A 22,532-nucleotide genomic window follows, 5' to 3' on the forward strand; every position below is an offset into this window, starting at 1 on the left:
TCAGACCAACTCCTCGGGCGCCGGCCAGGCAAGGGCGGCCACGGACTCGCCGGTGGAGGTCGGTACGCGGAACTGGGTGCGCTCGGGATCGCTGACCTCGTGCCCCATCGCGTACCGCAGCCCGGCCGTCTGGATCGCCCGTGGCGGGCAGCCCTCCAGATAGACGCCGGCCTCCCGGTGCTCGTACAGGGCGTTGCCCACCAGGACGACCGCGCCGCGCAGTTCGGGCAGGTGCTCCATGGGTCCCGACACGATCGTCATCTCGCCGGGGAAGTCCAGCAGTTCGTCGCGCAGCAGGCTCATCGCGGCGGCCAGCCAGCGGCGGCAGTCGTCGCAGGCCGTGCCGGCGTGGACGTGGATGCCCTCGCGCGGCGGGACCAGGGTCACCGGGGCACGGTCGATCACGAACCCGGCCTCCTCGACGGTGACGCCCCTGACCTCGATGTCGGCGAGGTCGACCGGCCCGAGGCCGCGCCGATGGGCATCGCGCAGGTAGGCCAGCTCCCACGCCTGCACGCCCGCGACGGCCGCCATGGTGGCGTCCATCGCGACCGCGTTGCGCGAGGCGGAGACCAGACCGACCTCGCGGGAGCTGCCCTCCATGGGGTAGTTGCCCTCGATGACGGTCGTCGCGTCACAGACCAGCAGGTGCTGCGGGCGGAGCAGGTTGAGGTCGACGAGGGATTCCTCGACCCCGGCCATGTGCACGATCCGGGTGGTGAATCCGGGGAGCAGGCCGACCAGGTTCTTCATCGCGTTGGTGAGGACCACGCTGGAGTGGGTCCGTAACTGCGGGGCCCCGATGAAGAAGTCGCACTCCGTCACGATGTCGGGGATCGCGACCGGCACCCGCAGCGAGGTCGCGCCGGGGATCTGGACTATGCGCAGGGGCCTGTCGTCGAAGCTGACCACCTGGGCGTAGCGGTGGAGCGGGCTTCCGTCGAGGATCTCCTTGAGCACGTGGGTGCGCTCCGCGACGAAGACCTCGGCCCCGCGCGCCGAGGCCCGCTTCGCCACGGCGAGCAGCAGCTCGGGGCTGGTGCGGAAGCCCGGCTTGCGCTGGAACATGTTGGGCTTGATGACGACTCGGTCACCCTTGCCGACGTCCCGCAGGGGGTCGCCGAGCAGGTCGAGCACCTGCTCGACCGCCTGGTCGACCGCGGCGTCCGTGGGGTCGTCGACCCTGGTCAGTGCAACGGCCGTGAGATCGCCGGGCACCCTTCACCTCCCTTTCATGGGGGCACCGTCCAGGTGTGGTCAGAACTGCCATCCGTCGAAGACCACGGCACGGGACGGAGCCGCCTCGACGCCGGAGACCTTGATCGGCAGCGCCATCAGCTGGGCGACCGGGTGGGTGATCTGGTCGAGGTTCTGGATGTTCTCCAGGATCGGGATACCGGCCCCCAGCAGACGGCGGTGCACCTGGCCGCTGCGGTCGTCGGGCCGCTCGGTGATGCAGTCCATGCCGACGAGGACGACGCCGTTCTCCACCATCCAGTCCGCGGCCGAGGTGGTGAGGTACGGGGGCTTGTCCCAGTAGTCCTCACGCCCGAGGTAGCGGTTGGGGTGGTCGGTGCGGATCAGCAGGCGGTCCCCGGGCTGCCAGATGTCGCGCAGCGCCTTCTCCAGGTCCTCGCCGGTCACCGGGTCGAGGTCACGCTTGTCCGAGAGGTCCGCGATGCACGCCCGGCCGACGAACGTCTCCAGCGGGACCTCGTCGATTTTCTCGCGGTCCTCGAAGAAGTGATATCCCGATTCCACGTGCGTGCCGTTGTGCGGGAATATCTGCAGATCCGAGAAGGTCCGGCCGCCTTTGGCCGGGTCCGTCTCCGGAGTCATCGCCTTGCGGATACCGAATTTGGGGTACCAGGACGCATTGTAGGAAGGCATTCCCTGGTACCAGCCCTGGCTGATATCAATCATCTGCACGATGCGCTCCGTTGCTCGACCGGACGGGAGTTCCTCGCCTGTCCTGAGGGTGCGGTGCGGCCATCAGAGCACGGCTGGAGCAGGCCCAGCAATGACGTTCGAATCCGGTGGCAGGATCATGCCACCGCCCTGCCCCTCGCCCGCGGCCTCGGATAAACTGCGAAGAAGACCGCTCTGCCAATTCCATTTGCGGGCGACCGGGGGTGGCCCGTCAACCACCGGACATGTCACCCTCCGGGGCGCGGCGGTATTTGTCGCAGGCTTATCAATGGGAGGGCGGAATTCTCCTCGCCTGTTTCCCGCAGGTGTTTTCTGACGGCCTCCCCGCGGGACAGCCCTTACGCGAGCGCGGCGTCCAGCACCGACTCGGCGACGGACGTGCGGGCGTACAGCACCAAGCGGCCCACCCGGTGCGCGCTGACCAGACCCGCGTCGCGCAGCGCGGTCAGGTGCTGGGACACCCCGCCTGCGGAGAGCCCGGTACGGAGGGCCAGTTCGGTGGTGGAGGCAGGCGTCTCCAGTTCGGTCAGCAGCACGGTCCGCGAACGGCCGAGGACGGCGGCGATGGCGGCGGACCTCGTGACCGGCCGGGGCTCCCACAGCACGCCGACGCCGCGTGCCGGATAGGCCAGTTGCGGCGGCTCCGGCAGCGACACCCGCGTACGCAGTCCGGGCCCGGTGAAGGCCGAGGGGATCAATAGCAGCCCCGCACCCGCGGTCTTCCGGGACAGGGTCCGCTGCCGACGGGCAAGGCGGAGCGCGTTGTCGCCCCAACTGGACGACGGGTGAAGGTCGTTGAAGAGACGGGCGGTGCCGTATTCGGCGACCTGCCTGGCGCGATAGAGGACATCGGCGTCCAGCACGGTCCTGATCCGCGCCCAGTAGGGGGCGATCGCCACCTTCCAGTAGGTCTCGATCTCCTCCACCACCCGGGCCAGCCGGGCCTGCGGCTCGGCGTGCAGGGTGCGTAACCGGGTCCCCAACCCGCCCTGGTGGTGGCGGAGATGGTCGAGGTCGCGGCGTACCCGGTCGGCCGGCGTGGCCAGGATTCTGGCCAGCTCCTCCGCGAGTGTGGGGGCGGGCCCCGGAGGCGCGGGGTTGAGGAAGTCGGGCACGTACCCCGTGGGCGGGATCAGCTCGGCGAGCCAGCCCCGGTCCAGGCCGACGTCCACCACCCGGGGACGGACCTGCTCGGCCCAGCGTCGGTGCACGCCGTGTGCGGGACGGGAGTTCAGCAGCCTGAAGCTGGGTCCGATCTCCCACATCGGTGAGACGGCGAACCGCATCTGTGCCAGATCGCTCGCCGCGAAGGCCAGTTCCACCGACATGACGACCCACCTGGATTCAGCTGTGCCTTAATCAATGGCGGCCAGCGTATCCCAGGAAGACCATGCAGGCATGACCTCAAAGACGACAACCGTGGCCAGGATGGGCACTTGGAGACTCGGCGACCTGGAGCTCACCCGAATCGGCTACGGCGCCATGCGTCTGGCGGGCCCGAACGCCTGGGGGCCGCCGAACGACCGGGACGAGGCCCTCGCCGTCCTGCGCACCGTCGTCGAGGCGGGCATCACGCACATCGACACCAGCGACTACTACGGCCCGTACGTGGTCAACGAGATCATCCGCGAGGCCCTGCACCCCTACCCCGCGGATCTGTGCATCGCCACCAAGGTCGGCGCGCGCCGCACCCACGCCCGGGGCTGGCCCGCCGCCGTGTCCAGGCGCGAACTCGTCCAGGCCGTGCACGACAACCTCACCCGGCTGGACGTGCCGGCACTGGACCTGGTCAACCTGCGGATGACCCGCACCCTGGCCGCCGCCGACATCGTCGAGCCGTTCACCGTGCTCGCCGAATTACGCGACCAGGGCCTGATCCGGAACCTCGGGGTGAGCAACGTCGGCATCGAGCAGGTCAGGGCCGCCAGGAGGATCGCCCCCGTGGTCGCTGTGCAGAACCACTACAACGTCGCCTCACGCGGGGACGACGCACTCGTCGACTGGTGCGCCGAACAGGGCATCGCCTACGTGCCGTTCTACCCGCTGGGCGGCTTCCGCCCGCTCCAGGTCGAGGCCCTGGACCGGATCGCCCGCGACCTGGGCATGACCGCCCGGCAGACGGCACTGGCCTGGCTGCTCCAACGCTCCCCCAGCATCCTGCTGATCCCCGGCACCTCCTCGGTCGCCCACCTGTACGAGAACATCGCCGCTGCCGTCGAACTCCCCGGCCCCGCTCTGCGCACCCTCAACGCCCTGGGCGCCCGCCGGTAACAGCCGCCCGCCGGTATCAGCGCCCGCGGACGCCGGTCCGGCGGGTCAGCGCACCCGTCGGCGGCGCAAGGCCGAACGCACCGCCAGGTACCCCACATCGGCGACGAGGAGCAGGACGCCGATGGAAAGCAGGTACTGCATGCCCGTGACGGCCGCGCCGACGATGACCAGCACGATCGCGAAGACGAGCAGGACCAGGAAGAGGATCATGGTGCCATCCCTCCCCGGCCGGTGGCTGACACCGCTGACCAGGGGCCGGGCTCCGTGGTGAACGGAGCGCGGACGCACCCGCGTCCGAGGGTCAGGTGGTGAGCAGGCGGTCGAAGAAGGACCGGTACTGGCGCAGGGCCAGGCGGAGGTCCTCGGTGGCGACCTCCTCGCCGCGGTGCCACTGGCCTTCGAGTCCCTGCTTGTGATCGGCGAATGTGGTGGCGAGCAGCTGCATGACCTCGGCGACGAGCCCGTCCGCCGCAAGGACCGACTGCTGGGGGTCGTCGACGAATTCCTGCTGGATCCGCTGCCACCTGGCACGGAGGTCCTCCGTCTCCTGGGGCCCGATCAGCGGGGCGGATCCGGTGCTCTGCGCGGAGCCGGTGTCCTGCGGGGACCCGGTGTTCTGCGCGGACTCGTCGCGCTCGCCCGCGTCGGCCTCCCGCGGGCCGCCGGCCTCGTCGGTGATTCTGCTCCTGGGTGCCGCGCGGCCGGCATCGGGCGCGGCGGCCCGTTCGTCGGCCGCGTCCGAGGACTGTCGCGGTGCCTCTGCTTCGGGCCGGGCGATGTCCTCGGTGGACAGGGCTTCGCGGGTGGGCTCGGCGTACTCGTCGCGCCCGGTCGGTCCGTCTCTCTGCATGTCCCTTCACCTCCATGGGGTACGGCAGCCGCTCCCGGCCGCGGTGCTCTCAACGGTGTTCGTCGCCCGGCGAAGCGGTGTCGCCCCGCAGCAGCTCGTCGAAGAGTGCGCGGTAGTGGACCATCGCGGTCCGCAGCTCTTCCGTCGAGGTCTCCCTGCCGCCCGCGCGCTCGTTGATCTCGTGGGCGGCGCGGTAGTGCTCCAGGGTCCGCGAGTGCTCGACCGACAGGTCCCGCGTCTGCTGCTCGTAGCTCTCGGTCGGGTAGCCGCGCTCGCTCATGAGCGTGGTCACGAGGCGGTCCGCCTCGCCGACCGCCTGGTCGGGGCTGTCGACGAAGCGCTCCTGCACGCTGTTCCAGTCCCGGGCGTACTGGTCCCGGACCGTCGAGGGCAGTGGCCTGATGTCCAGCGCCTCATGCCGCTCTTCCCTGGCCTTGAGGTCACGTTCGGCCGCTCCGCGGCCGTGCTTCGCTTCTACCGTGCGTTCGTACTCCGGCCCGTAACGCTCTCGCAGATGCCGCCGCCGGGACATGGTCCGCAGTGCCAGTGCGATCAGAGCCACGACGATCACGGCAACCACGATGATGACGATGGTCGTCCACATCGAGTCCTCCACTCATCGCGAGTTCACGCCGACGGACGGGACTCAGGGGCCGATGAGGGGCACCGCAGCGGATCCTGTCGCTTGGCGTGCCACCTTTCAGGGTTCCATAAATTGTCCCGATTGTCCCCACGAGGTGTGGTCGGCTCTTCGTGAACTCGGTCCGCTCCTCAGGGACTCGTCCGACTTAGTCTGGATGTACGCCGCAATTTCCGGAGTACGTCATGATCGTCATCCTGGGGCTCATCATCCTGATCGTCGCGGTGGTCGTCGCCGTGGCCGGCGTCCTCACCAACGGCGGCAGCGCACACCAGCTCACCGACGGCTTCTCGGTATTCGGGTACCACGTGACCGGTTCCACCGGCACGCTGTTCCTCTACGGCCTCGTCGTCGGGGCACTGGCGGTGTTCGGGCTGAGCCTGCTCGTGGGCGCCGTCCGCCGCCCGTCCCGCCGCTCCAGAACCTCGCGAAGCCCGCACGGTGAGCATGGTCGGCCCGTCCGTGAGCCGACCGCGGAGCGCGACGGCGCGGCCGGTCCCCGCGAGACCGGCCGCACGGACACCGCGCCTGCGCGGGGGAGCGACCGGCCCCACGACGACCGCCCTGCCGCCCAGGACGGCGGCCGTCGGAGCAGGTGGCACCTGCTCGGGCACCGGTCCGCCCCCCAATAGCCCGGGTCACTCGCACAGCTCGCCGGCCCGGCCTGCCCGGTGCCCACCGGGCAGGCCGGCCCGGCGCCGATGTCGCACGAAAGGCGGCCACCCATGAGTATCGGCAAGAAGATCGCGCACAAGGCCGAAGCGGTCAAAGGCGGAGCCAAGAAGGCCGTCGGTCGAGTGACCGGCAGTCCGCGCCTGCGTACCGAAGGCCGGGGGGACCAGGTCAAGGGCAACGTCAAGCAGGCAGGGGCGAAGGTCAAGGACGCCTTCAGGCACTGACGGCCGCATCCCCCTGCACCACGACGCCCCGGCCGGCCCTGCCCGGCCGGGGCGGTCAGGCGAGGAGCTTCGTCTTCGCCCGCTGGTACTCCTCGTCCGTGATGGCGCCCCGGTCCCTGAGCTCGGCGAGTCTCGCCAGATCGTCGACGTGGCTGCCCTTCCTCGTGGCGTCGGCACCGGTCGCGTCGGAGGTGCCCGCGGCTTCCCGTACGTAGGCCTTGAAGGCGGCGTCGCGGTCCTGGGCCTCCTTGATGTCCCGCCTGCTCATGGACTTGCCGCGCACGATCACATAGACGAGCACGCCGATGTACGGCAGCAGCAGCGTCAGGATCAGCCAGCCCGCCTTGCCCCAGCCGCTGAGGTCGTGGCTGCGGAAGATGTCCGTGATGACCTTGAACAGCAGGAACAGCCACATGACCCAGAGGAAGAACCAGAGCATGGTCCAGAAGAGGTCGAGCAACGAGTAGTCGTCCACGGATCGCTCCTCGGTCAGCGCGAGTTCATCGCGGAGAACAGGTGAATGGTTAACCAGTCATATCACCACATATCTACGCCCGCTCGTTGTCGTTATGGATGGGTATGAGGTGCTCTGTGATGAGGGGTGCGGAGTACCGTGGAAGTGTCGAGGGAGGCCCGGCCTCCAGGAGGCGGGGTCGCCCGTGTCCATGAATCGGTGCGGTACACCGCATGAGAAGCGGCGTGAGCCGGCGTACGCACAGAGGCTCGCGAGGGCGCATGCACAGGGCAGATGAGTCCGCCCGCAGCCCGGTCGGGGCGATCGGCCGCGTCACGGTGCCGATTCCGTCCGATGGGCCGGGCGAAGTGCTGGTGGCCGTACGGGGTGGGTCCGAGGCCTACACCGCATGGTCGACGACGTCGATCGGCAGGGACGAGCGCGTCGTGGTCGTCGACTCGGTGTCGGCGCGCGGCGTGTTGGTGGAGCGCCTGCCGTCCTGAGCCGAAGCGGACGAAGTGGCTGAAGCGGTCGCACAGCCCACGGAAGCAGTGATCCACGAAAGCAGTGACCTACGGCAGGAGTCCTCCGATGTTCTTCTGGCACGTTCCCGCCCCCAACGAGGCGATGCTCATATCCGGGTCCAAGGGGCAGACCCTGGACACCCAGTTCCGGATCGTCACCGGGCACGGCAGCTTCGTGCTCCCGGTGAAGCAGAAGGCGCGCATGCTCTCCCTGGCGCTGCGCGAGGCGGAGATCACCGAGGACTGCGTCACGCAGCAGGGCATCCGCCTCAATGTCCGCGCCGTGGCCGTCTTCAAGGTCGGCGACGACGCCGTCTCCATCGCCAACGCGGCCCGCCGCTTCCTGACCGAGCAGGAACAGATGGAGGAGCTCGTCGGGCGGATCTTCGCCGGGCACCTGCGTTCCATCGTCGGCGGACTGACCGTGGAACAGATCATCCGGGAGCGCAACCGGGTCTCCCAGGAGGTCATCGCGGGCAGCCACGGCGAGATGGAGAAGCTCGGCATCGTCGTGGACGCCCTCCAGATCCAGGAGATCGACGACGCCACCGGCTACATCAGGAACCTCGCCGCCCCGCACGCCGCCGCGGTCGCCAGCCAGGCCCGGATCGCCGAGGCCAAGGCCGACCAGGAGGCCAGCCAGCGCGAGCAGCAGGCCGCCGCGCTCAAGGCGGAGTACGAACGCGACACCGCGATCAAGCGGGCCGGCTTCCTCGCCGAGACCGAGCAGTACAACGCCCGCGCCGCCCAGGCCGGGCCGCTCGCCCAGGCCAAGGCCTCGCACGAGGTCATCGAGGAGCAGACCGCGCTGGCCGAACGGCAGGCCGCGCTCGCCGCGCAACGGCTGGAGGCGGAGGTACGGCGCCCGGCGGACGCCGAGGCGTACCGGCAGCGGACCCTGGCGGAGGCGGCCCGGGACCGGGCGAAGTTCGAGGCCGACGGCAACGCGTACACCGAGCGGGCCCTCGCCCAGGCGCAGGCCGACGCCAACAGCGTGCGCGCCGCCTCGCTGCGGGACGGCAACCAGGAGCTCATCGCGGCCAACCGCATCGTGGAGAACCTGCCCGCACTGGCGGACGCCGCCGCCCGCGGCATGTCCGGCGCCGACCTCACCGTGCTCAACGGCACCAGCGGCGTCAACGAGATGGCGGCGGGCGTCGTCGGCCAGGGGCTGGCGATCCTGCACGCGCTGCAGCACGGCGCGAACCCGGTGAAGCCGCCGGCGGTCGACGGGAAGGCCACGTCCGTGCCCCGTATCTCCGAGACGAACACCTCCTGATCTCCGGGAGGGACCGGACGGACCGGACGGGGACCCGTTCCGGCCCGGCCCGGATGACGGCCCGGCGAACCGGAGTGGTCAAAGGGGCGCCGGACATGCCGTAGAGTTGTGTTCACCGACGCGGGGTGGAGCAGCTCGGTAGCTCGCTGGGCTCATAACCCAGAGGTCGCAGGTTCAAATCCTGTCCCCGCTACTGAAGGAATCAGGCCCGGCACGCATGCAGCGTGCCGGGCCTGATTCGTTTCCGCGCATGGGCCCGCACGAAGGCGGGTACGTGCGCCGCACCGCGGGTATCCCTCTTTCGGCGGATGAGGAGTCGCAGCTCCGTTCCGCTCCGGCGAGCCTGGGGGTGGGGCGCGGTACCGTCCGCAGCCGCGCGCGTACCGGGCAGGAGACCACAGGTGTGGAAGCGGGAGAAGCGGCGCGGCAGACATGCCGGGGGCGGTGCGCGCACCCGGAGCTTCGTACGCAAGCTGCCCGCCCTGATGATTCTCGGCGGGCTGGTGTTCGACTCCTTCACCCCGCAGACCTTCACCGCCATTCCGCTGTTCGTGGCCGCTCCGCTGATCGCCGCCCCGTTCTTCTCGCTGGCCAGCACCATCCGCACCGGTATCGCCTCGATGCTGGCCGTCATCGCGCTGCGGCTGTACAGCAGTACGTTGCCGCAGGTCGTGCCGTTGATCGAGCTGCTCACCCTGGCCACCGTCTCGGTCCTCGCCGTCGTGATCAACGGGGTCGTGCGGCGCGGCAACGAGCAGCTGGCCTCCGCGCGGTTCATCGCGGAGACGGCCATGCGCGCGGTGCTGCCGCAGCCGTCCGACCGGATCGGCGGACTGCAGGTCGCGGCGCGGTACGAGGCGGCGCAGGCGGACGAGTTCGTCGGCGGTGACCTGTTCGCCGTATCGGACAGCCCGCAGGGGGTGCGGCTGGTGGTCGGGGACGTGCGGGGCAAGGGGCTCGAAGCCGTGGAGACGGTGGCGGTGGTCATGGGGGCGTTCCGCGAGGCGGCGGAGCAGGAATCCTCGCTGGAAGGGGTGGCCGGCCGGCTGGAGCGGGCGCTGGCGCGGGAGGAGGCGCGGCGGGGCGGGCTCGATGTGCTGGAAGGTTTCATCACCGCCGTGCTGGCCGAGATCCCGTCCGGGCTCTCCCGGGTGCGCATCGTCAATCGCGGTCACCCCGAACCGATCCTGCTCCACCCGGACGGGGCACTGGAGGTGCTGAAGCCCTCGGTGCCCGCGCTGCCGCTCGGCATGGGCCTGGGGGCGTGGCCGGAGCGGACGGACGAGTGGGATCTGCCGGCCGGGACGACGTTGCTGCTCTACACGGACGGGCTGTCCGAGGCGCGGAACGCCGAGGGGGTCTTCTACGACCCGGCGGCCCGGCTGCGCGGGCGGATCTTCCCGGGGCCCGAGGAGCTGCTGTCGGCGCTGACCGACGACGTGCGGCTGCACACGGGCGGCGAGACGACCGACGACATGGCGCTGCTCGCGGTGGTACGTCCCGCGGCGGGGCAGCCGGACCGGCGGAGGACCGTACGGATCGTGGGCGCGGAGACGGCGTGAGGGGCGGGGCGCGTGATGCCACCCTGTGTAATCGAAAGGCGCCGCTCCGCATAACGTTTGACGCAACGTCAGAAACGGGGTAATGGCTGAGCCGCGGTCAACTCGTCCGAGTCCGCCCGCTTGTGTCCCGTAAAGTCCAGGCCAAAGACGTGAACGATCAGTGGGAACAGCTTGGAATAGGACCCCGGTGTCTATTAACGTTCGATAACGCAGCGCGGTCGTCCCAGCCGTCGTCAAGGGCGGCACCGTGCGCGAGCGCCGAATTCCGCAAGGGAACCGGGGAACCACCTACATGGGGTGAATCGGACACCTGTGTCTCGTGAGAGACGGAGGGGTCCGTAGGAGACCTTCCTGCTCCGAACCCGTCAGCTAACCCGGTAGGCGAGAAGGAAGGAAAGGAGTGCGCCCCCGTGGCGTCCAACAAGCCTGCCCCCGAGGCCCCGTCCTGGTTCCATCCCGACCACGGCACCGGCCATGGAGCCGGTCACGGCACCCTGCCGGACGCCGGTTACGGCGCAGAATTCGCGCCCGCACCCGCCGGGACGGCGACGGCCTTCGCGCCCACCGGGCCCGCGACGGCGTTCGTGCCCACCGGGCCGACGGCGGCCTTCGGCACCGACTACGGCACGGATCACGGCACCGAGCCGGGCGGTGACTTCACCGGCGAATTCAGCGGAGACTTCGGCAGCGAATTCGGCGGCGACTTCCGTTCCGAGGCCAACACCGGTGATTCCGAACGCGGTTGGGACGAGTGGAACCCCACCGAGGAGACCGTCCGCCCGGTGCGCGGCAGGCACCGCGTCGCCAAGCAGCGCAACGGTCTCGCCCGCAGCTCCACGGTGCTGGGCGTCGGCGTCATAGCGGCGGTCGGCGCGGGCGGCATGGCCACCGCGGCGGGCAAGCCGCCGGTCTCCATCTCGGTTCCCGACTCCATCAAGGACAACCTCCCCGACGCCAAGTCCCTGCCCGGCGTGGGCTCCCTGTTCTCCGACGGGTCCGGGGCCGACAAGACCGCGGTCACGGCCGCCTCCGCCCCGCTCACCACCGCCGGCATCACCACAGCCGAGGCCGAGCAGGGCACGACGGACGCGGGCGAGGCGCTCCGCGCCCGCATCCTCCAGCAGGCCGAGCAGCAGCAGGACTCCGCCGACGCCGAGGCCAAGGCCGCGCAGGAGAAGGAAGCCGCGGAGAAGGCCGCCGCCGAGGCCAAGAAGCAGAAGGACGAGGCCAAGGCCAAGGCCGAAGCCGAGAAGAAGAAGGCGGAGGAGGAGGCCAAGAAGAAGGCGGAGGCCCTGCGGCTCGCCAAGCTCGCCGCCAGCTACGCCATCCCGACCTCCTCGTACACGATCACCTCGACCTTCGGCGAAGCCGGTTCGATGTGGTCCTCCGGCCACCACACCGGCCTCGACTTCGCGGCTCCGACCGGCACCCCGATCAAGGCCATCCACAGCGGCACGGTCAAGTCGGCCGGCTGGTCCGGCGCGTACGGCTACCGCACGGTGCTGGAGCTCGACGACGGTACGGAGCTGTGGTTCTGCCACCAGTCCTCGATCGGCGTCAGCGTCGGTCAGAAGGTCAGCACCGGTGAGACCATCGGCCGGGTCGGCGCGACCGGCAATGTGACCGGGCCGCACCTCCACCTGGAGGTCCACACCGCCGGCGGTACGGGCATCGACCCGATGGCCTGGCTCCGCGGCAAGGGCCTCAACCCCTGAGCCCGGACCCGAACCTCTGAGGCGACACCCGCCCACCTGCGAGGTGGGCCGGTTCGCCGCCCGATGAACCCCGGCAGCCCTGACGCTCACCCCCCGACGTCAGGGCTGCCGGGCTGTTGTGAGCGGTCCGGGAACCGGGTGCGAGTGGTTGCGCGAATCCGGTGTGAGCGGTTGCGGGAACCTGCTGCGAGGGGTAGGGGAACCTGAGGCGTGCGGTGTGGAGAACGGCGGACGGGCGGAATAGCGGACCCGTCGGAAGGCGTTGATCCACTTATGACTTCTCTTCGCAAGCTGGGCGCCTCCGACCTCCAGGTCTTCCCGCTCGCCCTCGGCGGCAACGTCTTCGGCTGGACCGCCGACGAGGCGCAGTCGTTCGCCGTGCTGGACGCCTACGTCGCGGCCGGCGGCAACTTCATCGACACCGCCGACGGCTACTCCGCCTGGGTGCCGGGCAACGAGGGCGGGGAGTCGGAGACGGTCATCGGCAAGTGGCTCGCCTCCCGTTCCCGCCGCGACGACGTCGTGATCGCCACCAAGGTCTCCACCCACCCCTCGTACAAGGGGCTCGCGCCCGCCAACATCAAGGCCGCGGCCGAGGCGTCGCTGCGCCGGCTCGGGACCGACCACATCGACCTCTACTACACGCACTTCGACGACGAGACCGTGCCGGTCGAGGACATCATCACCGCCCTCGACCAGCTGGTGAAGGAGGGCAAGGTCCGGCAGATCGCCGCCTCCAACATCAGCCCCGCGCGGCTCCAGGCCTCCCTGGACTTCTCGGAGCGCGAGGGGCTGGCCCGCTACGTCGCCCTTCAGCCGCACTACAACCTGGTCTCCCGCGACACGTACGAGGGTGAGCTCCAGGACACCGCCGCCCGCGCCGGGCTCGCCGCCGTGCCGTACTTCGCCCTGGCCTCCGGCTTCCTCACCGGCAAGTACCGTCCGGGCGCCACGGTGGAGAGCGCGCGGGCCGAGAGCGTGTCCAAGTACCGGGATTCGGAGCGGGGGCAGAAGGTCCTGGCCGCGCTCGACAAGGTCGCCAAGGAGCACGACGCGCAGATCGCGACCGTCGCGCTGGCCTGGCTCGCGTCCCGGCCGACCGTGGCCGCGCCGATCGCCTCGGCCCGTACGGTCGAGCAGGTGCCCGCGCTGGTGGCCGTCGCGGACCTCTCGCTGACCGAGCAGGAGCTGGCCGAGCTCACCGAGGCATCCGCCTGACGCACGGCCGTCCTACTGCGGCTGCTGCGGCACCAGATAGGGGTTGTCGACCGGCCCGGGGCCCTGCCCCGGGCCGTGGCCGTGGCCGTGGCCGTCGTACTGCGCGTACTGAGTGGGGTGCCCGTGCTGCGGGTGCTGCGCATGCGGCGGGAACGGCTGGGGGTACGGGGGCGGCGGGTACGAGGGGCGCAGGCGGCCCGTCGCCTGTGCCGCGTACGTCAGGGCGGGCGAGGCCACCTCTCTGCGCTGCCAGAGGTGGTGCAGGAGCTCCAGCTCGCGTGCGGCGAAGTCCGGTCCTGCCGTGCCGCGGCGGGCCTGCAGCCGCAGCGAGGCCAGGGAGGTCGCGAACGACTCGTACTCGGCGACGGCCTGCGCGGCCGCCTGGCCATGGGCCTTCGCCGCGGCCTTCGCCTGGACGGAGGGCGCGGGGACGGGGCCGTACGGGCCCTGCCAGGAGCCCCGGGCCGCGACGGCGTACTGCCGACGGGCCGCGTCGCGGGCCAGGCCGCGAGCCCGCATCGAGGCGAGGGCGAGCGGCTCCGCCGGGGTCAGCCAGCCGGCCGCCGCGTAGGCGGGCAGCTCGGCGGCGAGCGTACGCAGCTCCCGCTGGCGCGACCAGATCACCAGCCAGGTGACCAGGCCGAAGACCGGGACCATGAACACGCCGTACACCGCGTAGAAGCCGTACGGACTGAAGACCGCCGACCCGTTCCACAGCGCGTGCATGCCCATGGCGAGGACGAGCCCGAGCAGCGGCAGCGCGATGCGGCGGACGCGGGCCCGGCGCGGGGCGGCCGCGGCGAGCCCGAAACCTATGCCGGTCAGCACCGTGAAGAGCGGGTGCGCGAACGGCGACATCACCGCCCGTACGAAGAACGTCGCGGCCGTCACCGATACGACGCCCGTGGTGCCGATCTGCTGATCCTCGCCGAAGGCGTTGCCGAGGTAGAGGATGTTCTCGGTGAAGGCGAAGCCGCTCGCGGTGATACCCGCGATCACGACTCCGTCGACGATCCCGTGGAAATCCCGTCTTCGGAACAGGAAGATCAGCAGGACCGCGGCGGCCTTGGCGCTCTCCTCGACGACCGGGGCTATGACCGTGGCGCCGAGGGTGTCGGCGTTCGTCGGATCGGCGGTGGCCGTGGCTATCCAGCGGGTCGCGAACGAATTCGCGAGGATCGCGACCAGGGCGGCGGCGAACGCACCCCACGCGAAGGCGAACAGCACATTCCGCCAGGGGCCCGGATCGACCCGGTCCAGCCAGCGGAACGCCGCCGTCAGGAGCGGCACCGGCAGCACGGCGAGACCGAGGCCGACGAGGAAACCCTGGGTGCCGGTCTGATCGCGGACCAGGGCCAGGATCGCCAGACCGCAGAGGGCGAGCACCGTGAACACCGCCACGACGCGGAACGTCCGGCTGCGCCACACCCTGCCGACGCGGCGCGGCCGGTAGCGCCAGTGCCTGCGCTCGGGGACGGCCGCCAGGATCTCGCCGACCCGCTGCTCCTGGAGGAGCGGGACGGCCGGCTGCGACTGCCGCTGCTGGACAGACCCGTCGGACACCACGCAATGACCCTAACCAGCGGCACTGACACCTGACCATGGGGCGACCGGCCGTCCATGGGGCGGAGGACCGGCCGACCCATGGACCCGGGCCCGCGCGCCGGTTGGTTGCCGCACGGGCCGCCGCAGTGGACTACGAACGGCTCAGCAGCGGGCGAAGAGCAGGTCGTGCACGACATGGCCCTTGTCCAGGCCCTGCCCCTCGAACCGGGTCAGCGGCCGGAACGCGGGCCGGGGCGCGTAGCCACCGTCCGCCCGGGTGTTCTCGAAGAGGGGGTGCGCGGTCAGCACCTCCAGCATCTGCTCGGCGTACGGCTCCCAGTCGGTCGCGCAGTGGACCACCGCCCCCGGCTTCAGCCGCTGCGCCACCAGATCGAGGAACTCGGGCTGGATCAGCCGCCGCTTGTGGTGGCGCTTCTTGGGCCACGGGTCGGGGAAGTACACCCGCAGCCCGTCCAGCGAATCCGGCTTGAGCATCTCGCGCAGCAGGATGATCGCGTCACCGTTGGCCACCCGGATGTTGGTCAGGCCGTTCCGGTCGGCGAGACCGAGCAGATTGCCCTGGCCGGGGGTGTGCACATCGACGGCGAGGATGCCCGTGCCCGGGTCCTCGGCGGCCATCTGCGCCGTGGCCTCGCCCATGCCGAAGCCGATCTCCAGCACGGCCGGGAGCCCGTCGAACAGCTCGGGCAGATCGAGGACGCGCTGCCCGTCGATGTCCAGGCCCCACTTCGGCCAGAGCCGCAGCAGGGCGTCCTGCTGTCCGGGGGTGACGCGGCTGCGGCGCGGCTGGAAGCTACGGATCCGGCGCTCGTGGTGCGAACCGGCGGGGTCGATGGCGGGCCCGCCCGGGAAGCGCGGCTCCTGGCGCAGCCTGCGCTGCCGCTCGAAGGAGGCGGCGCGCAGCTCGTCCGGGATCCCGGCGGCGGCCGGACCGTCGGCGGGATCCGCGGAAACGGCGTCGGGCGCCGGGGCGGAAGGGCTCGCGGCGGGGCGCTCGGGGGAGTCCTCGGAGAGGTTCGCGGAGAGGCCCTCGGAGGGGTTCATGGGCTCAGACACAATGCCCCGATTCTACGGCGGGCGGTCTCCACCCCGTCTCCCGCGCCCGGAACAGCGCCCTGCGTGCCACCTCCCGCCCGATGGGCAGCGAGGCCGTCGCGGCGGGCGACGGGGCATTCAGCACATGGACGGTGTGCGAGGCCTCGCGGATCAGGAAGTCGTCCACCAGCGTGCCGTCCCGCAGCACGGCCTGGGCCCTGACCCCGGCCGGTGCCGGTCTGAGATCGGCCTCCGTCACCTCGGGCAGCAGCCGCCGCACGGCCTGGGTGAACGCGTGCCTGGACAGCGAACGGCGGACCTCGCCCGCCCCGTACCGCCAGTGTCTGCGCGCGATCCGCCAGGTGCCGGGCCAGGCCAGGGTGTCCGCCAGCTCGCGGGGGCGCACGACCGGCCAGCCGTACCCCTCGCGGGCCAGGGCCGGGACCGCGTTCGGCCCGACGTGGACGCTGCCGTCGTGGCCCCGGGTCAGATGGACGCCGAGGAACGGGAAGGCCGGATCGGGCACCGGATAGACCAGGCCGCGCACCAGCTCCGGCCGCGCCAGCTCGTAGTACTCCCCCCGGAAGGGCACGATCCGTATCTCCGGGTCGTCGCCCGCGAGCCGTGCCACCCGGTCGCAGTGCAGCCCGGCGCAGTTGACCAGCACCCGGGCCCGCACCACCACGCCGTCCGCCGTACGCACCGCCACGCCCCAGGGGCGCCGGTCGATCGCGGTGACCTCCGCCCCGTAGCGGATCACGCCGCCCGCCCCGCTCACCTCGGTGGCGAACCGGGCCGCCACCGCCCCGAAGTCGCACACCCCGGTCGATCCGACCCGGATCGCGGCGAGGCCGCTCACCTGCGGCTCGTACTCCGTGATCTGGGCGGGGCCCAGCTCGCGCACCGGCAGCCCGTGCTGCCGGCCGCGCTGGACCAGGGCGTGCAGCCGGGGCAGCTCGGAGCGCTCGGTCGCGACGATCAGCTTGCCGGTCACCTTGTGCGCGATGCCGTGCTCGGCGCAGAAATCGACCATCTCGGCGGCGCCGCGCACCGCGTAACGGGCCTTGAGGGAGCCGGGGCGGTAATAGATGCCGCTGTGGATCACTCCGCTGTTGCGCCCGGTCTGGTGCCGGGCCGGGCCGGGCTCCTTCTCCAGGACCGTCACCCGGGTGCCCGGAGCGGTGCGCGTGATCGCGTACGCCGTCGACAGACCGACGATTCCGCCGCCGATCACCAGCACATCGCAGTCGTACGCCGCGTGCGTCATCATCACGCCACCTCCCACCCCGATAGTGCACTGACCCACTGACAACGCACTCAAACCCGTGCGGCCCAGCGTGGCGCCCAATCTTTACGGCCCTTGGTACGAAGGACGCCGGATGGATGCCGGGCGGATGCCGGATGGACACCGTCCGTACGCCCCCGACCGGCCGGCCGGTCCGGTTACGCGGGTGCCACCAGGAGCGGCCGGGCCCGCTCCCGCAGCTCGGCGACGCGCGGCTCGTGTCCGTACGGTTCGAGCCGGTGCAGCAGGTCCCGTACGTACTCCGTGGTCCGGGCCGAGGAGATGCGGCCGGCCACCTCCACCGCCCGCGTACCCGCGGCGCAGGCCGCGTCCAGATTGCCCGACTCCAGCTCGGCCACCGCCGACACCACGAGCCGCAGCCCGTGCGAGCGGACGAACTCCTCGGTGGGCCGGGACAGCGCCTGCTCGGTGAAGCGCCGCACCTGCCGGGGCGCCTTCAGATCGAGGTGGCACTCCGCGGCATCGGCCGCGAACCTGTCGTACGAGTAGAAGCCCAGCCAGGACGGGTCCGCGTCGCCGTCCCGGGAGCGCTCCAGCCAGCCCTCGGCGGCCTTCAGCGCGGACCCGGCGGCCGCCGCGTCGTTCGCCTTGGCGTGGGCCCGTGCCTCCACCAGACGGAAGAAACTCATGGTGCGGGCCGTGGCGAGGCCCCGGTTGCGCTCGACGGCGGCCTGCGCGAGGTCGACCCCCTCGTCGGCGAAGCCGCGGTAGGTCGCCTGGAGCGACATCGACGCGAGGACATAGCCGCCGAGGGGGACGTCCGCCGCGGCGCGCGCGAGCCGCAGCGCCTGGATGTAGTAGCGCTGCGCGGCCTCCTGCTGGCCGGTGTCGAAGGCCATCCAGCCGGCGAGCCTGGTCAGCTCGGCCGCCGCGCCGAAGAGCGCCCGGCCCACCTCGTCGCTGTACGAACCGAGCAGCAGCGGCGCGGCATCGACCCGTAAACACTCGGGAACCATGGAGGAACGCCAGTCCCCGCCGCCGTACTTGGAGTCCCAGCGGCGGGCGTCCTGGGCCGCCTCGCGCAGCTTGGAGACATCGCTGTGGCCGACCCGCAGCGGGGAGATGTCGCTGGTGGTGCTGGTGGTGCTGACCGCGGGGGCGGTGACGGCTGCGGACGACGGCGCGGATGCGGAGGCGGCCGCGGCCGCGGATGCGGATTCCGGGCTCGGCTGGGTGGGGATGGCGGGTGCCTGGCGCGTACCCAGTGCTCCCAGCGTGCCCAGTGCCGTCCGGGCCGCCTGGGCGTTCAGCGCGGCCTGGGTGCCGGATCTCGGGCCAGCCCCGGACGCCTGCTGCGGGACGGGCACCGGCTCGGCGGGCCTCGCCGCCTTGCCCGGCGGGCTCTGCGCCCCTGCACCGCTGCGTGCGCCCCGTGCGCCTTGGGGGCCGGGGGTGGTCGCCCCGGTCGATGTCGCGTCCCGTGCCACCGTCGCGTCGGCGGGGGATATCAGCCAGCGGGACGCGGGAGTCGCGTACGCACTCACCGAGAACGAGCCCGCGAGCGACTGCCAGATCCCGCCGCCGCCCGCCCGCCGCCCGGCCAGATCGAGCCGGTACAGCTCGGTCGCGGAACGGACCGCCTCGGCCACATCGCGCGGAAAGGCCAGCCCGACCTCCGGCGCCGGATCGGCGTCCGCGAGCCCGATCTCGTGCAGCGGGACCGGCCGGCCGAGCTTGGCGCCGATCGCCGCGGCGATGAGATGGGGCGCGGCGCCCTGCGGCACCATGCCCTTGGAGACCCACCGGGCCACCGAGGTCTTGTCGTACCGCAGTGTCAGACCGCGCTGCGCCCCGAGGTCGTTGACCCGCCGGGCGAGCCCGGCGTTGCTGATTCCCGCGAGGGCGAGAACGGTTCCGAGCTTCTCGTTCGGTCCGCGTTGCTCCCTGGACATGCGCCACCCCTCGACACACAGACGGCAGCCGCGTCACCGTTGCGGCGCGCGGCATTCGTACCGTGTCCTCCCCAGTGACGGGCCCCGGCACTCCGGCCGCACACGCATATGGCCGAGCCCCGAGGAATATGCCTCCTGCAGAGAACCTCAGTAAACCCAGCGTAGTTCGCCGCATCCCTACCGTTAAGGGGCAGACGTCCGTATGGCGGGATTGTTGTCGGTGCGGATGCGGGCAGCGGCCCGGGTACGGTCCGGGCACGGCTCCGGTACGGCTCGGCTGCGGTGCGCGTCCGGTCCGGACGCGGGGTGGACCGGGCCCGCGGCCCGCCCGACGGCGCACGGGAACGGCACGTCGAGGCGCTGTCCGTACGTGGTGACAGCGTTGTGCGCGGAGCTCCGCACGTGCTCCTGGTGTGTGGCCGTGCGCCCGGCCGTGCGCTCTCGTCGGGCAGTTTCGGAAGCGTTTCCATGGGTGCTGCGTGGGTCGGCCCACTGCACGCGACTCAGTGGGCTGGGGGACACTGCCGCCTCATTCCCCGCAGGCGGCGGACCGGTCCGGGAGGTGAACGACGCCTCCCGGACTGTGCATCGGCGGTTCCGGCGGAGATCGTTCGCGGCTGCCGGAGGGTTCGGAGGGTTCCGGGAGGCATTCGGGAGGTTTCGGGGAGCGAAGCGGGGCGAAAGTGGACGTCTGGCGTGGCGAGTTGACCTTCGCGGAGTTCCGAGCTGCGCCAAGAATGGCCGAATGTCGTCGGTCGTCCGAGGTTGGGCTGCCCGTTTCGCGGACATCTCTCCGATCGCCCGGCGGCTGCCTGTCGACGGCTCCCGCGCCGCGCGTGGATGGCTGGATTTCAGCCAGTGGATCTGGCTCATACGGGGATGCCGATCCGCCTGGTCCGTAAGTCGGTTGGTGGGTGCGGTGGTCGGTGCGGGACCGTGCGTGGCGCCGTACCGCCGGAAGCGTCGCCCGTTTCCCGCGCGGTATGCACCCGCCCGCACCCGGCTCGGTCACCCGTCCGGCCGGGCCTTTGCCAGGGGCGCATGCCCTTCCGACGTGCGCCCCTACGGAGCCCCTCCTGTGCGCCGTTGTCGTGGCAGCATGTTCGCAACGGCGCCGCGCGTTACCGGAGTTCTCCCGATACAGCCCTGCTGTGCCGTTTTGTCCACAGCCTGTGGAGGCGGCGATGCGTTGGTTGGTGGGGTGGAGCAGTATCGCCGCGAGCTTCGGTACGGCCGGTGCGGTCGGCCCCGGCGACGAGGGACGCACGATGCACCCCGTGGGCTCCCAACTCCTTTGGGGCGACCCGGATCCGCTCTGGGCCGTGGGGGACTGGCGCCCCGACGAGATCCGGCGCACCACGGTCGAGACCACTGAGGGTGCGCCCACCGCCCGGATGGCCGTCCTCGGCTGCTGCAGCGCCACCGACGAACAGCTGCGCTCCGGCCTCCTCGCCGCCCGCGGCGGCGCCCTGCGCCACCTCACCTCCTGGCCCGGCAGCTACACGACCGTCGTCCAGATCGGCCGCCGGATCACCGTCATCGGCGACCTCGCCGGAGCCCGCCCCGTCTTCTACACGCCCTGGGCGGGCGGCACGGCGTACGCCACCGCCGCGCTCCCGCTCGCCGACCTCATCGAGGCCCAGCTGGACATCGGCCACCTGGCCGCCCTGCTCGCCTGCCCCGAAACACCGGAGGCACTGCGCGACGGCACCCCGTACGCCGGGGTCAAGCGCATCCCGCCGGGCCACGCGCTCATCCTCCGCGAGGGCTCGCGCGAGATCACCGGTTACGAGGCGGTGGCCTCCCTCGCCGTGGCCGCACCCCAGCTCGACCCGGTCAGCGCCGTCGACGGCGTACGCGACGCCCTGGTCGACGCCGTACGCGCCAGGCTCCTGGCCCCGCGCCACGCGCCCGAGACCCTGCCACCCGACCCCGGCCCGGTCCCCGGCATGGGCCCCGCCGAACGGCGCGCCGCCCGTGGCGCACCCGTCCCCGGCATCGGCTCCGACCTCTCCGGAGGCAGCGCCTCCGCCACCCTCGCCCTGCTCGCCGCCGGACTTCCGGGCCTGCCCGGCACCCTCCTCGGCCACGGCACGGGAGCGGGCGAACGACTGCTCGCCGTCACCCTCAACGACCTCACCGCGCACGGACACGAGGACGAACTGGAGCGCGCCCGCGTCATCGCCGCCAACCCGCGCCTGCACCACGTGGTCGTCGCCGCCGGCGAGGAGGCCCTGCCCTACGCCGACCTGGGCGGCGCCGGCCCGCTCACCGACGAACCCGCCCCGTCGCTCGTCGTCGCCGAACGCCACCGCAGACGCCTCGCCTCGGGCAGCGCCGACCACTTCGTCGGCGGTGGCGCCCGGCAGGTCCTGGACGCCCACCCGGCCCGCCTCGCCGACCTGCTGATGGACCGCCGCCGACGCCATCTGCTGCGCCCGGTCGCCGCGCTCGCCAGGGCGGAGGGCCCGAGCGCGCACTCCCTGTTCGTCCCGCTCACCGTCTACCGCGCGGCCCGCCGCCTGTCCCGTACCTCGTACCGCACCGGCCTGGAAGTGGCGGCCGACCGGCTCCCGGACGCCAACCGGCACGCCCCCGACCTGGACACCCCCGCCGAGGCGTCGCTGGCCGCCCTCGCCTGGTCGCGGCCCGGACCCGCCGCCCGCTGGCTCACGGGCGAGGCGCTCGCCGAGGTGGCGGTCCGCTTGCAGGACGCGGCCATCCGCCCCGTCTCCGTCCAGCGCCCCGGCGAGGCACGCGCGAGGGCGGCCCTGGCCCGGTACGCCGCCGACCACCGGATCCTGGAGCAGGCCGCCGAGAACCGCAGCCAGCGGCTGCACGCCCCGTTCCTCGACAACCAGGTCGTACGTGCCGCCCGTGCGCTCCCCGAATCGCTCCGGGTCCAGCCGGGCGCCCGCGCCGCGATCCTGCGCCGGGTGCTCGCCGGGGCGGGCATCCACGAGCTGCCGCCCGGCTGGGGCACCCCCTCCCTCGCCACCTCGCACGCGACCGCCCGCACCGGCCTGCGCGCCGCCCTCCCCGAACTGATCGCCCTCTTCGACGCCCCGCTGCTCGCCGACGCGGGCCTGGTCGAGGCCCGCGTCGTACGGAAGGCCCTGCGCGCGGCCTCCGAGGGCGAACCGCTCCCGCTGGACGGCCTGGCACACCTGGCGTCCACGGAGCTCTGGCTCCGCCGCCTGGTGTCACGGCGCGGCACCTGCTGGACGGGCACGGCGGCGCCCCGGCAGCGCGCGGTCGCGGGCGGAGTCGCCCCGGCCAGGCGGACACTGCAACCGTAGGAGCGGGCGGCTGTCGCGGCCGCGGACCGGGGCACGGGACAGCCGACGGGCCGCGCGGCAGACGGTGGGCGGACGGTCGTCGCGGTCGCGGCC

The 22,532-nt window shown here is 71.9% G+C and carries 20 protein-coding genes, 1 tRNA gene and 1 riboswitch; of the genes, 10 read left to right on the forward strand and 11 right to left on the reverse strand.

Features of this window, described 5'->3' with window-relative positions:
• The 3 genes from GA0115234_RS34340 to GA0115234_RS34350 form a co-directional block, all read right to left on the reverse strand.
• The gene (locus GA0115234_RS34340; RefSeq protein ID WP_093549551.1) at positions 1 to 1,218 is read right to left on the reverse strand and encodes a DUF362 domain-containing protein; all 1,218 of its coding nucleotides are present in this window, start codon (positions 1,216 to 1,218) and stop codon (positions 1 to 3) included.
• Positions 1,219 to 1,257: 39 nt separating this feature from the next.
• On the reverse strand, positions 1,258 to 1,923 hold the full coding sequence (locus GA0115234_RS34345; RefSeq protein WP_202554487.1) for a cyclase family protein: 666 nt from the start codon (positions 1,921 to 1,923) through the stop codon (positions 1,258 to 1,260).
• 344 nt (positions 1,924 to 2,267) lie between these two features.
• Positions 2,268 to 3,257: an ArsR/SmtB family transcription factor gene (locus tag GA0115234_RS34350; protein ID WP_202554476.1), complete on the reverse strand. Its 990-nt coding sequence runs from the start codon at positions 3,255 to 3,257 to the stop codon at positions 2,268 to 2,270.
• A 100-nt stretch (positions 3,258 to 3,357) separates the two neighbouring features.
• Here GA0115234_RS34350 and GA0115234_RS34355 point away from each other — a divergent pair, with 100 nt between their 5' ends.
• Positions 3,358 to 4,200 (forward strand): oxidoreductase, encoded by an 843-nt coding sequence (locus GA0115234_RS34355; protein ID WP_237541971.1) that lies wholly within the window; start codon positions 3,358 to 3,360, stop codon positions 4,198 to 4,200.
• Between the two features lie 45 nt (positions 4,201 to 4,245).
• Here GA0115234_RS34355 and GA0115234_RS42635 read toward each other — a convergent pair whose 3' ends face one another.
• The 3 genes from GA0115234_RS42635 to GA0115234_RS34365 form a co-directional block, all read right to left on the reverse strand.
• Positions 4,246 to 4,410, reverse strand: coding sequence for a hypothetical protein (locus tag GA0115234_RS42635; RefSeq protein WP_176729357.1), 165 nt, complete (start codon positions 4,408 to 4,410; stop codon positions 4,246 to 4,248).
• Between the two features lie 91 nt (positions 4,411 to 4,501).
• Complete coding sequence (locus tag GA0115234_RS34360) at positions 4,502 to 5,050, reverse strand: hypothetical protein (RefSeq protein ID WP_093549557.1); 549 nt, start codon at positions 5,048 to 5,050, stop codon at positions 4,502 to 4,504.
• 49 nt (positions 5,051 to 5,099) lie between these two features.
• A complete protein-coding gene (locus tag GA0115234_RS34365; protein WP_093549559.1) occupies positions 5,100 to 5,654 on the reverse strand; it encodes a hypothetical protein in 555 nt (184 codons plus the stop codon).
• Positions 5,655 to 5,875: 221 nt separating this feature from the next.
• Between GA0115234_RS34365 and GA0115234_RS34370 the strand changes: the two genes are divergently transcribed.
• Positions 5,876 to 6,322 (forward strand): hypothetical protein, encoded by a 447-nt coding sequence (locus tag GA0115234_RS34370; RefSeq protein WP_093549561.1) that lies wholly within the window; start codon positions 5,876 to 5,878, stop codon positions 6,320 to 6,322.
• A 93-nt stretch (positions 6,323 to 6,415) separates the two neighbouring features.
• Positions 6,416 to 6,589: a CsbD family protein gene (locus GA0115234_RS34375; RefSeq protein ID WP_093549563.1), complete on the forward strand. Its 174-nt coding sequence runs from the start codon at positions 6,416 to 6,418 to the stop codon at positions 6,587 to 6,589.
• 55 nt (positions 6,590 to 6,644) lie between these two features.
• Here the strand turns inward: GA0115234_RS34375 and GA0115234_RS34380 are convergent, their stop codons facing one another.
• Positions 6,645 to 7,064: an SHOCT domain-containing protein gene (locus GA0115234_RS34380; protein ID WP_093549565.1), complete on the reverse strand. Its 420-nt coding sequence runs from the start codon at positions 7,062 to 7,064 to the stop codon at positions 6,645 to 6,647.
• Positions 7,065 to 7,324: 260 nt separating this feature from the next.
• Between GA0115234_RS34380 and GA0115234_RS34385 the strand changes: the two genes are divergently transcribed.
• From GA0115234_RS34385 to GA0115234_RS34410, 6 genes are all read left to right on the forward strand, one after another.
• On the forward strand, positions 7,325 to 7,546 hold the full coding sequence (locus tag GA0115234_RS34385) for a hypothetical protein (protein WP_093549566.1): 222 nt from the start codon (positions 7,325 to 7,327) through the stop codon (positions 7,544 to 7,546).
• Positions 7,547 to 7,634: 88 nt separating this feature from the next.
• A complete protein-coding gene (locus GA0115234_RS34390; protein ID WP_093549568.1) occupies positions 7,635 to 8,846 on the forward strand; it encodes an SPFH domain-containing protein in 1,212 nt (403 codons plus the stop codon).
• Between the two features lie 119 nt (positions 8,847 to 8,965).
• Positions 8,966 to 9,039, forward strand: a tRNA-Met gene (locus GA0115234_RS34395).
• Between the two features lie 208 nt (positions 9,040 to 9,247).
• Entirely contained in the window at positions 9,248 to 10,408 is a 1,161-nt protein-coding gene (locus GA0115234_RS34400) for a PP2C family protein-serine/threonine phosphatase (protein WP_256088891.1), read from the forward strand.
• Positions 10,409 to 10,654: 246 nt separating this feature from the next.
• Positions 10,655 to 10,807: riboswitch (cyclic di-AMP (ydaO/yuaA leader) on the forward strand.
• 11 nt (positions 10,808 to 10,818) lie between these two features.
• Positions 10,819 to 12,123 carry a M23 family metallopeptidase gene (locus GA0115234_RS34405; protein ID WP_093549572.1) on the forward strand — a complete coding sequence of 435 codons (1,305 nt, stop codon included), beginning with the start codon at positions 10,819 to 10,821 and terminating at the stop codon, positions 12,121 to 12,123.
• A 273-nt stretch (positions 12,124 to 12,396) separates the two neighbouring features.
• Positions 12,397 to 13,341, forward strand: coding sequence for an aldo/keto reductase (locus GA0115234_RS34410; protein WP_093549574.1), 945 nt, complete (start codon positions 12,397 to 12,399; stop codon positions 13,339 to 13,341).
• 12 nt (positions 13,342 to 13,353) lie between these two features.
• On the opposite strand, the gene GA0115234_RS34415 is transcribed toward GA0115234_RS34410, so the two are convergent.
• From GA0115234_RS34415 to GA0115234_RS34430, 4 genes are all read right to left on the reverse strand, one after another.
• The gene (locus GA0115234_RS34415; protein WP_093549602.1) at positions 13,354 to 14,904 is read right to left on the reverse strand and encodes a PrsW family intramembrane metalloprotease; all 1,551 of its coding nucleotides are present in this window, start codon (positions 14,902 to 14,904) and stop codon (positions 13,354 to 13,356) included.
• Between the two features lie 144 nt (positions 14,905 to 15,048).
• Positions 15,049 to 15,951, reverse strand: coding sequence for a tRNA (guanosine(46)-N7)-methyltransferase TrmB (gene trmB, locus GA0115234_RS34420; protein WP_093549576.1), 903 nt, complete (start codon positions 15,949 to 15,951; stop codon positions 15,049 to 15,051).
• 4 nt (positions 15,952 to 15,955) lie between these two features.
• Positions 15,956 to 17,212 carry an L-2-hydroxyglutarate oxidase gene (lhgO, locus tag GA0115234_RS34425; protein ID WP_093549578.1) on the reverse strand — a complete coding sequence of 419 codons (1,257 nt, stop codon included), beginning with the start codon at positions 17,210 to 17,212 and terminating at the stop codon, positions 15,956 to 15,958.
• A 173-nt stretch (positions 17,213 to 17,385) separates the two neighbouring features.
• Positions 17,386 to 19,140: a sporulation protein gene (locus tag GA0115234_RS34430; protein WP_093549580.1), complete on the reverse strand. Its 1,755-nt coding sequence runs from the start codon at positions 19,138 to 19,140 to the stop codon at positions 17,386 to 17,388.
• 1,184 nt (positions 19,141 to 20,324) lie between these two features.
• On the opposite strand from GA0115234_RS34430, the gene GA0115234_RS34435 reads away from it, so the two are divergent.
• Positions 20,325 to 22,439, forward strand: coding sequence for an asparagine synthase-related protein (locus tag GA0115234_RS34435; protein WP_107405830.1), 2,115 nt, complete (start codon positions 20,325 to 20,327; stop codon positions 22,437 to 22,439).
• Positions 22,440 to 22,532: the final 93 nt, after the last annotated feature.

The sequence above is a fragment of the Streptomyces sp. DvalAA-43 genome, assembly GCF_900091725.1.
GTDB classification, from domain to species: Bacteria; Actinomycetota; Actinomycetes; order Streptomycetales; family Streptomycetaceae; genus Streptomyces; species Streptomyces pulveraceus.

Bases quoted from the DNA above. Each gene is read 5' to 3' on its own strand.
- GA0115234_RS34345 (WP_202554487.1), bottom strand. From the start codon at position 1,923: ATGATTGATATCAGCCAGGGCTGGTACCAGGGAATGCCTTCCTACAAT.
- GA0115234_RS34350 (WP_202554476.1), bottom strand. From the start codon at position 3,257: ATGTCGGTGGAACTGGCCTTCGCGGCGAGCGATCTGGCACAGATGCGG.
- GA0115234_RS34355 (WP_237541971.1), top strand. From the start codon at position 3,358: ATGGGCACTTGGAGACTCGGCGACCTGGAGCTCACCCGAATCGGCTAC.
- GA0115234_RS42635 (WP_176729357.1), bottom strand. From the start codon at position 4,410: ATGATCCTCTTCCTGGTCCTGCTCGTCTTCGCGATCGTGCTGGTCATC.
- GA0115234_RS34360 (WP_093549557.1), bottom strand. From the start codon at position 5,050: ATGCAGAGAGACGGACCGACCGGGCGCGACGAGTACGCCGAGCCCACC.
- GA0115234_RS34365 (WP_093549559.1), bottom strand. From the start codon at position 5,654: ATGTGGACGACCATCGTCATCATCGTGGTTGCCGTGATCGTCGTGGCT.
- GA0115234_RS34370 (WP_093549561.1), top strand. From the start codon at position 5,876: ATGATCGTCATCCTGGGGCTCATCATCCTGATCGTCGCGGTGGTCGTC.
- GA0115234_RS34375 (WP_093549563.1), top strand. From the start codon at position 6,416: ATGAGTATCGGCAAGAAGATCGCGCACAAGGCCGAAGCGGTCAAAGGC.
- GA0115234_RS34385 (WP_093549566.1), top strand. From the start codon at position 7,325: ATGCACAGGGCAGATGAGTCCGCCCGCAGCCCGGTCGGGGCGATCGGC.
- GA0115234_RS34390 (WP_093549568.1), top strand. From the start codon at position 7,635: ATGTTCTTCTGGCACGTTCCCGCCCCCAACGAGGCGATGCTCATATCC.
- GA0115234_RS34410 (WP_093549574.1), top strand. From the start codon at position 12,397: ATGACTTCTCTTCGCAAGCTGGGCGCCTCCGACCTCCAGGTCTTCCCG.
- trmB (WP_093549576.1), bottom strand. From the start codon at position 15,951: ATGAACCCCTCCGAGGGCCTCTCCGCGAACCTCTCCGAGGACTCCCCC.
- lhgO (WP_093549578.1), bottom strand. From the start codon at position 17,212: ATGATGACGCACGCGGCGTACGACTGCGATGTGCTGGTGATCGGCGGC.
- GA0115234_RS34430 (WP_093549580.1), bottom strand. From the start codon at position 19,140: ATGTCCAGGGAGCAACGCGGACCGAACGAGAAGCTCGGAACCGTTCTC.
- GA0115234_RS34435 (WP_107405830.1), top strand. From the start codon at position 20,325: ATGCGTTGGTTGGTGGGGTGGAGCAGTATCGCCGCGAGCTTCGGTACG.